5 protein-coding genes are annotated in these 8,775 nt (G+C 56.9%); 1 reads left to right on the forward strand and 4 read right to left on the reverse strand.

Annotated elements, in window-relative coordinates; translation table 11 throughout:
• On the forward strand, window positions 1-2,593 hold a 2,593-nt coding region (locus ACLL9E_RS04125; RefSeq protein ID WP_411290475.1), incomplete at its 5' end, for a TonB-dependent receptor.
• Window positions 2,594-2,662: 69 nt separating this feature from the next.
• Here the strand turns inward: ACLL9E_RS04125 and ACLL9E_RS04130 are convergent.
• The 4 genes from ACLL9E_RS04130 to acs all read right to left on the reverse strand — a co-directional run.
• Complete coding sequence (locus ACLL9E_RS04130; RefSeq protein WP_411290476.1) at window positions 2,663-4,858, reverse strand: 3-hydroxyacyl-CoA dehydrogenase NAD-binding domain-containing protein; 2,196 nt, start codon at window positions 4,856-4,858, stop codon at window positions 2,663-2,665.
• 14 nt (window positions 4,859-4,872) lie between these two features.
• Window positions 4,873-6,087, reverse strand: coding sequence for an acetyl-CoA C-acetyltransferase (locus ACLL9E_RS04135; RefSeq protein ID WP_411290477.1), 1,215 nt, complete (start codon window positions 6,085-6,087; stop codon window positions 4,873-4,875).
• 12 nt (window positions 6,088-6,099) lie between these two features.
• A complete protein-coding gene (locus ACLL9E_RS04140; RefSeq protein WP_411290478.1) occupies window positions 6,100-7,257 on the reverse strand; it encodes a CaiB/BaiF CoA transferase family protein in 1,158 nt (385 codons plus the stop codon).
• 101 nt (window positions 7,258-7,358) lie between these two features.
• On the reverse strand, window positions 7,359-8,775 hold a 1,417-nt coding region (acs, locus tag ACLL9E_RS04145), incomplete at its 5' end, for an acetate--CoA ligase (RefSeq protein WP_411290479.1).

Below are 8,775 nucleotides of genomic sequence, written 5' to 3' on the forward strand. Positions count from 1 at the left end.
AGAAATGCGTCGATTTAATCGTGTAATCACGGCTGCACTTTGCAGCACCATCTGCAGCGCAATGTTTGTGCCAGCGGCTTTTGCCCAACAATCCGAAGAAGACAGTGGCGATGAACCTATTATCGTGACCGCCACGTTGCGCGCAATGGACGTTCAAGACATTCCACTCGCCGTGACGGCTGTCGCGCCAGAGGCGTTGGAGCGCGAAGGCGTGTCGGATATCAAGACACTGTCCTCAATCTCGCCAAGCTTCAACATCCAATCGTCACAGACTGAAACGCAAGGCACATCCATCAAAATTCGCGGCGTCGGCACAACCGGCAACAATACCGGTCTTGAAAGCTCAGTGGGCGTCTTTATCGACGGCGTGTACCAGTCGCGTCCCGGCGTTGCCTTGGGCGATCTGGTGGACCTTGAGCGCCTCGAAATCCTGCGCGGCCCTCAGGGCACGCTATTTGGACGCAACACATCTGCTGGCGCATTGAACATCACCACAAAACGCGCCAACCTGTCCGAAGTCGAAGGCTTCGCAAACGCCAGCTACGGCAATTACAATTTTATCAATGTGCAAGGCGGAATCAGCGTTCCGATTGTGCAGGATGTTGCAGCATTCCGCATCGCAGGCACCTATCGCAAGCGCGATGGTTATCTGAAAAGTTCAACCGGCGCAGACAGCAACGACCGTGATCGGTACATGATCCGCGGCCAACTCTATATCGAGCCAACCGCAGATATCAGCGTTCGTTTGCTCGCAGACTATTCAAAAGTCGATGAACATTGCTGCGATGCCGTTATCATCCGTGAAACCGAACTGGCTCCTTTTGCTGCGTTCCATGGCCTTGCCAGTGACGGTGTCGACCAGTTCGGCCAGTCGGCTCTGCAAAATCTTGCGACGAACGGCCAGCGTTTCTTCAATGGCGCTGAACAATGGGGCGTATCGGGTGAGGTGAAGTGGGATTTTGGCCCCGCCAAACTGACCTATATTGGCTCCTACCGCGATTTTAAGTCGAGTTCGACGGCCGAGTCCGATTTTACCAGTCTGAGAATTTTCACAACCGGCGTAGGCGGCTCAATTCAGGCACCAGGCGTTTTGCCCAATGGTGACAGGATCAAAACTTTTACTCAGGAACTCAGACTTCAAGGCACAGCTTTCAATGACAAGCTGGATTGGCTGATCGGCGGCTTTTATTCGAACGAGGATATTGCTGCCCAACAGACCATGTCATTTGGCGCAGACTATCAGGCCGCGAACAGTGCGTTTAACTTTGGACCTGTAGCAGGGGTCAATCCCTTGTTCGCTCTGACAGCCTTGGGTTCGGGTGGTACTGCCGCTGCGCCAACACCGGGCTTGCCAGTCAATTCGCTGAATTCATTTGGCAACAACCTGTTTACGCAGGATGCAAAAAGCTACTCATTCTTCACGCATAACGTGTTCAACATCACGGATAAGTTGAGCCTGACACTCGGCGCAAGGTACGTGAATGAGACGAAAGATGCTGCGTTCAACCAGATCAGCGCCAGCAACGGTGCATGCCAAGCCAGTGTCAACGGTGTGCTCACGGGACTGGTTCCTGCGCCATTGCGTGCAGGTCTGGTCGGGCTAAACTGCTTCCCGTTCGCGGTTCCCGTCAACCTGACGGCACCAGCGGTTGCAGGCGGCGGGCTGGCAAGTTCCAAGCTGCCACTGCCGCGGCTGTGGTCAAACCGGTTCAAAGATGATGAAATCACCTATACCGGTCAAGTCGGCTACAAAGCCAATGAGGACCTGCTGATTTATGCAGGGTACAGCCATGGCTTCAAATCAGGCGGCTTTAACCTTGACCCGACCGCAGCAAATCTCACCAACTCGACTGCGGTTCTGACAACGGGTGCAGCGCCGATTTACGCCGATCCACGGTTCAAGTCCGAAAAGGTCAACCAGATCGAAGTTGGCGTGAAGGCCACATTCGGTCCGATCAAGGCCAATCTCGCCTTGTTCGATATGAAGATGAGCGATTTCCAGGTGCTTGAATTCACGGGTGTCCAGTTCCTGACCTTCAACGTCAACTCGGCTCGGTCAACCGGAGCCGAACTCGAGTTGTTCGGGAATTTCAGCAACCATATGAGCGGTAACTTGGCGGTGACCTATGCTGATGCGCGCTATCCAAGCGATTGCGCTGTCGGCGTTGCACCTGATGCGTTGGCGTCGGTTGTCCGTCTCTGCGGTCAGGACCTGACCAACGCGCCGAAGTTCACTGGCGTTGCTGGTCTGACCTATGACGGTCCATTGAACAGCTCTGGCTGGGGATTGCTGGTCAATGGCAGCATCAATTATTCGGACAGCAGAACGACCCGGACAATTGACCTTGACACCAACGGCCTCCCCGTGCCGCTGGCACGTCAGGAAAACTACTTCAAGATGAATGCACGCATCGGGCTAACCACGCCGGATGAGCGGTTTACGTTTGAAGTTTGGGGCACAAACCTGTCGAACGAAATCACCCGCGGCATCACGGCGAACACGCCGCTGCGTGGCGGTGCTGGAACACGTTCGCTGATCGGCTTCGTCGAAGAGCCACGCATGTACGGCCTGACCGTCCGCGCTAAATTCTAAACCGACGTTAAAAACAAAAAGGGCGGCCTCCAATCCGGGGCCGCCCTTTTTCGTATCTGCAGCTTGGGTTTAAGCAGCCACTTTATACAATGTCTCACCCTTGTCCGCCATTTCGCGGAAGCTTTTGGGTGGTGCAAAGCGGTTACCGAACCGTTGCGCCAGGTTGTCGGCCGTGCGGACAAAGTTTTCCAAGCCAACCGTATCGATATAACTCATTGGACCACCCGTATATGGCGCAAAGCCCCATCCAAAAATGGCGCCCAGATCAGCGCTCTGCGGGTCGGCAACGACATGCTCTTCAAAGCATTGTGCAGTGGCAATAAGCTGAATGTACAGCAAGCGCTGCTTCACTTCTTCAACCGTTGGCTGATCAGCGGCGAGCGGATAATGCTCCGCCATGCCCTGCCACAGGCCAAGGCGTTCGCCCTTGTCGTCATAGTCATAGAAACCCGAACCAAAACGACGGCCCTTTCGGCCAAGTTTGACCACCATCAACTCCATAAAGTCTTCAGTGCCGCTGGGCTGATACGCATCGCCCAGTTCCTTCTTGGTCGACTGCATCACGTCATAGCCCAGTTGCAATGTGGTTTCATCGAGCAGCGCAAGCGGTCCAATCGGCATGCCAAGCGACTTGGCCGCATTCTCGATCAGCGCAGGCTTCACGCCCTCGGTCACCAGCTTCATCGCCTCGCCCATATAGGGCGGGAACACACGGTTCGTGAAGAAGCCGCGTACGTCCTTGACGACAATTGGTGTCTTCTTGATCTTCGCATTGTAATCGAAGGCAGCCGCCAAGGCGCGATCACCCGTCAATGCTCCCGGGATGATTTCAAGCAAAGGCATTTTCTCGACTGGCGAGAAGAAATGCAGTCCGATGAACAGTTCAGGACGCGACGAATTTTTAGCAAGGCCAGTGATCGGCAGCGTTGAGGTGTTCGACGCGAAAACGACGTCGGGGCCAATCACTGCTTCGGCTTTCTTGATCACGTCCGCCTTTACATCGGGCCGTTCAAATACGGCTTCGATGATCAGGTCGACATCCTTCAAATCGTCATAATTGTCCGTTGGCGTAATGCGCGTCATGAAAGCGTCGCCCGCTTCCTTCGTCATCTTGCCACGGCTGACGGCCTTGTCGATGATCTTGCGGCTATAATCAACGGCCTTGTTGGCGTCTTCAAGACTGCGATCAAGAACGATGACGTCCATGCCGCCCTTGACCGTCACATGCGTGATGCCGGACCCCATCAGGCCTCCGCCAAGCACGCCGACCTTCTTGATTTCGACAGGAGGAACGCCTGCAGGACGACCGGCGCCCTTTTCCGCTGCCTGCTTGTTGATGAACAAGGTGCGGATCATGTTCTTCGCCTGGCTGCCCGAAAGCAGCTTGGTGAAATATTTGGATTCAACCCGCAACGCCGTGTCAAACGGCAGGATCGAACCTTCGTAGAGGCAGGACAGGATCGCCTTTACGGCATCGAAATTGCCTTTGCTTTCCTTGTGCGCCATCGCGTTCAGGCCAACAAACAGTTGCACCGCGCGTGGGTCCATCGCCCCTGCACCGCCGGGGAATTTGAAGTCCTTCTTGTCCCAGGGCGCTGTGACCTTCGGATTGGCCTTGACCCATGCCTTGGCATTGGCAATCAGATCCGCCGCCGGAACGACTTCGTGGACAAGGCCCTGTGCCCTTGCCGTGGCGGGATCAAGTGATTTGCCCTGAATGATCGTCATCGCTGCGTTCTGCAGACCGATCAGGCGCGGTGTCCGCTGCGTGCCGCCGCCACCCGGCAGCAAACCAACCATCACCTCCGGCATGCCAAGCTGAATCTTCGGATTGTCGGCTACGACGCGGTAATGGCACGCAAGCGCAAGTTCCAGACCGCCGCCCAAGGCGAGCCCGTTGAGCGCGCAGGCGACAGGCTTGGCCGAAACCTTACCCGCGCTCAGGTCCTTGGCCGACTGGCCACCGGTTTCCATTTTGCGCAGCAAGGCGTTCAGCGCAAATGCCTGGTCAAAGGCTTCCTTGGTGCTGTTCGCCTTTGCGCCGCCAAGCATGGTCAGGTCGGCGCCAGCCAGAAAGCCGGATTTCTTGCCCGAGGTGATCACCGCGCCCTTGATGGCGTCGTTGGTTGTAAAATCATCGACCCATTTGCCGAATTCTTCGATCAATGCGCCATTCCACACATTCATTGAGGCATCGGGAAGGTCAATCGTCAAAAGTGCAATGCCGTCGGCATCGATATCGACTGAGAAGCTTGTGTACGTCATATTATCGGTCCCAATCAATTCACGCGTTCGATGATGGTGGCTGTGCCCATGCCGGCACCGATGCACAAAGTCGTCAGCGCCGTCGACTTGCCCGAGCGTTCCAGCTCGTCAAGCACGGTGCCAAGGATCATCGCGCCGGTTGCGCCAAGCGGGTGGCCCATTGCGATAGCGCCGCCGTTCACGTTTATGTCGGAATGGTCGATATGCATCGCTTCCATGAAGCGCAGGACGACGGAAGCAAAGGCTTCGTTCAGTTCCCATACGTCGATGTCATTCTTGTCCATACCGGCTCGCGCCAGCGCCTTTTGCGCAGCAAATTCAGGACCAGTGAGCATGATCGCTGGCTCCGAACCAATGGACGCCATCGATACGATGCGTGCACGTGCCTTGAGGCCGTATTTCTCGCCAGCTTCCTTTGTGCCGATGAGTACGGCAGCTGACCCGTCAACGATGCCCGAGCTGTTGCCAGCATGGTGGACGTGGTTGATCTTTTCGACATCGGGATAGCGCATGATCGCAATATCGTCGAAGCCCGGCATCATGGTGCCCATCATCTGGAACGCAGGAGCGAGCGCGCCAAGCGACTGCATGTCGGTTTGCGGCCGCATCAGTTCGTCATGGTCGAGGACAACTTCACCGATGACGTCCTTGATTGGCAGGATCGAACGCGCAAAGCGCTTCTCGGCCCAGGCACGGCCAGCACGCTTCTGGCTTTCTACGGCATAAGCGTCAACATCGTCACGGCTATAGCCATATCTGGTGGCGATAAGGTCAGCGGAAATACCCTGCGGAATGAAGTAATTGGCGATCGCCGAACGCGGATCGATTGGCCATGCGCCCCCGTCCGAGCCCATGGGCACGCGGCTCATCGATTCAATTCCGCCACCTACGGCCAGATCACACTCGCCGGATTTCACCTTAGCCGTAGCGATATTAGCAGCCTCAAGTCCCGAACCGCAAAAACGGTTAACCTGGATGCCCGAAGTGGTATGCGGATAGCCAGCGGCCAATATGGCGGTGCGCGTGATAACGGCACCCTGCTCACCCACGGGCGAAACGCAGCCAAAGGCCACGTCTTCGATTTCTTCGCCTGCCAAGCCATTCCGGTCCCGGATCGCGGCCAAAACCTGTGACGCCAGATCAATCGGCGTGATTTCATGCAGAGCGCCATCAGGCCGCCCCTTGCCGCGCGGGCTGCGCACCGCATCATAAATATAGGCTTCGGTCATATGAGACCCTTTCTAGTCGTTGTTTGCGACCACGGCGCCCGCCGCGATCAATTGAGATATATCGTCATCCCCGAGTCCAGCCTCGGATAATATGGCGGCATAGTCGCCGCCTTTTGTTGCAATTTCGAAATGGGTAGCCAGCGGCTGTGTTGCAAGCCGTGGAGCGACCTGCGGGTGTAGCCAGCGGCCATCCTGCACAAATGCCTGACGTTCCGCATTGGCGGGATGAGACGCGGCTTCGACATAATCGAGCACAGGTGTGACGCACGCATCGGTACCAGCGAAGACCGCCTCCCATTGATCCCGCGTCCTTGTTGCAAAAACATCCTCAAGCAATTCATGCTGTTTTGACCAGGCCGAACGGTCGTGCTGCGCGCCATAGCTTTCTTTGTCCAATGGCAGACGTTCCATCATCGCGGCAAAAAACTGCGGCTCGATACATCCGACCGCCATGAATCTGCCGTCAGACGTCATGTAACAGCGGTAGAAGGGCATTGCCCCGTCGAGCAGATTAGCCTCGCGCCGGGTGCGCCATTGGCCCAAGCCTGCCATGCCATGGACAAAACTCATAAGGCTGTTGGTGCCGTCGACGATGGCCGCATCGACGATATTGCCCTTGCCCGTTCGACCGCGCTCGACCAACGCCGCCAGAATGCCGTTGACGAGAAACATCGATCCGCCGCCAAAATCGCCCACCATGTTAAGCGGCGGAACAGGCGGCTGACCGTCCTTGCCAATCGCATTCAGCACGCCGGTCATGCCGATATAATTGATGTCATGACCGGCCATCTGGCTCCATGGCCCAGTCTGCCCCCAACCCGTCATCCGGCCGTAGATCAGGCCTGGATTGGCCGCGTGGCAGGCGTCAGGGCCGACGCCCATGCGCTCGGTGACGCCCGGCCGCAGGCCTTCAATCAGGATGTCGGCAGTACCGACCAGTTTCAACAGCGTGTTTACGGCCTCGGGCTTTTTGAGATCGAGGATCAGCGACCTCTTGCCACGACCGTCAATCGCCTTGGGCACGAGCGAGCCACCCGGCCTGTCGATCACAACAACATCAGCGCCCATATCTGCAAGCAACTGACCCGCATAAGGCCCGGGCCCGATTCCGGCCAATTCTACGACCTTGATGCCGCTCAATGGGCCAGATTTCAGACTGGAATCGGTCATGGAATGCTTTCCGTTACGGCACGCGTTTAATCGCATGATTAAGATACGCCTTTTATGGCGTCTGCCTGGTTGACGCAAGCGTCAACTACCGCATTTACCCCTTATCGGTTCTGACGGCCTTCTATCAGGGCGTCTACCACGCTCGGATCCGCTAGCGTCGAGGTGTCGCCCAGCGAGCTGAAGTCATTTTCCGCAATTTTCCGCAATATCCGCCGCATGATTTTGCCGCTTCGGGTTTTGGGCAAAGCGGGCGTAAAGTGAATATGGTCGGGCGAAGCGATTGGGCCGATTTCTGTCCGCACTTGTATGCGTAATTCAGCATGCAAAGCGTCAGACGGCTCAGCGCCCGCGTTCAGTGTGACGTAGCAGTAGATCCCCTGCCCCTTAATATCGTGCGGAAACCCGACAACTGCGGCCTCGGCAACCAGGTCATGCAGAACCAGTGCGCTTTCGACTTCGGCGGTGCCCATGCGGTGCCCTGATACGTTGATGACGTCGTCAACGCGGCCAGTAATCCAATAATAGCCATCCGCGTCGCGGCGGCAGCCATCACCGGTGAAATATTTACCTTTATAGGTCGAAAAATAGGTCTGCACGAAACGGTCATGGTCGCCGTACAGCGTGCGGGCTTGGCCGGGCCAGCTGTGTGTTATGCACAGATTTCCGCTCGTCGCGCCGCCTATTTGCTCGTCGGCGAGGACTTGGCCATCACCGTCAACCAGTTGCGGACGAATGCCGAAATAGGGCCGTCCGGCGCTGCCCGGTTTCATGCCGTGCGCGCCGGGCAAGGTGGTGATCATCACCCCGCCGGTTTCGGTTTGCCACCAGGTATCCACAATCGGCAATTTCCCCTCGCCGACCGTCGCATGGTACCAGCGCCAAGCTTCGGGATTGATGGGTTCCCCGACTGTACCAAGCAAGCGAAGCGACTTGCGTGACCGCGCCTGCACGGGCGCATCCCCGTCGCGCATAAGCGCCCGAAGCGCGGTGGGTGCTGTGTAGAAGATGTTCACCTGATGCCGGTCGATGATATCCCAGAACCGCCCGCTGTCGGGGTAGCTCGGAATGCCTTCAAAAATCAGGCTCGTCCCGCCATTTTGGAGCGGACCATAGACCACATAGCTATGGCCGGTGACCCAGCCGATATCTGCCGAGCAAAAGAACACTTCGCCAGGACGATAATCGAACACATAATGGAATGTGCTCGCGGTCCAGACCGAATAGCCGCCGACGGTATGCAGAACGCCCTTTGGGCTGCCCGTCGAGCCCGAGGTATACAGAATGAACAAAGGGTCCTCTGCGTTCATGGGTTCACAGGCGCAGTCGCCCACTGTGTCGATGTCATCGTAAAAATGGTCGCGGTCTGGCTGCATGGACACCGGCTCGCCGGTATGGCGAATAACCAGAACAGCTTCGACCCCGTCCGCTTTTTCAAGTGCGGCGTCGATATTGGCTTTCAACGGAACCGACTTGCCGCCACGGACCGCGCCATCGGCGCAAATGACGAAGCGGCTGGTG

It is taken from the genome of Sphingorhabdus sp., assembly GCF_046596595.1.
Classification (GTDB): Bacteria; Pseudomonadota; Alphaproteobacteria; order Sphingomonadales; family Sphingomonadaceae; genus Sphingorhabdus_B.